Genomic DNA, 728 nt, shown 5'->3' on the forward strand with positions numbered 1-728 from the left:
GCGCCGGGCGGCTTGGAGCAACTGGCCGAAACCGCGTGCATCACCCGCAGTCTTGGACGAAGCCTCTCCGCTCTGTCATGCTTGCCAGGGCTCGGAGGTAGGATTTGGCTGGCGCGGGACAGGTGAGGAAAAGGCCGGCGCGAGGGCTGCGCGGCCATCTGGTGCTGCTCGGCGTCGCGCTGCTCCTGCCGGCGCTGCTGCTCGGCGGAGGCATGACCTACGATCTCGCCATCCGTCTCCAGGACCAGGCCGAGGAGGACCTGACGACCAGCGCCCGCGCGGCCGCCCTAGCCGTGAACGAGGAGTTGGAGGGCGCGCTGATGGTCCTCACCACCCTCGCCACCTCGCCGCATCTCGATCCCGACACGTGGCGGCTCGAAGCCTTCCACTGGCAGGCGCGCGAGGTCGCGGCCCAGCTCGAGACCTTCGTCATCCTCATCACGGTGGAGAACCTCGGCCAGCAGGCGGTCAATACCGGCCAGGCCTTGGGCGGCCCACTGCCCAGCGTGCCCAATGGCGCGGCCTCGGTGGTCGCCGCACGCACCGGCCGTCCCACCTTCGTCCCGCCCGTCTACATGCCGGAGATCGACCGCGCGCTGGCGATCGTCGCCGTGCCGGTGATCCGCGGTGGACAGGTCCGGGGGGCGCTGGCCATGCCGCTCGCCACCAGCCGGCTGGAGCAGCCGCTGCGGCCCCTGCCGAACGCGCTCGGCTCGACCGCCTTCATC

The 728-nt window shown here is 71.3% G+C and carries 1 protein-coding gene; it reads left to right on the forward strand.

What is annotated here, in order from left to right; translation table 11 throughout:
- Positions 1 to 161: 161 nt before the first annotated feature.
- A partial coding sequence (locus AC1DWF_RS34255; RefSeq protein WP_476842937.1) for a hypothetical protein occupies positions 162 to 728 on the forward strand: 567 nt, incomplete at its 3' end.

Source organism: Aminobacter sp. P4_D5 (genome assembly GCF_056401815.1).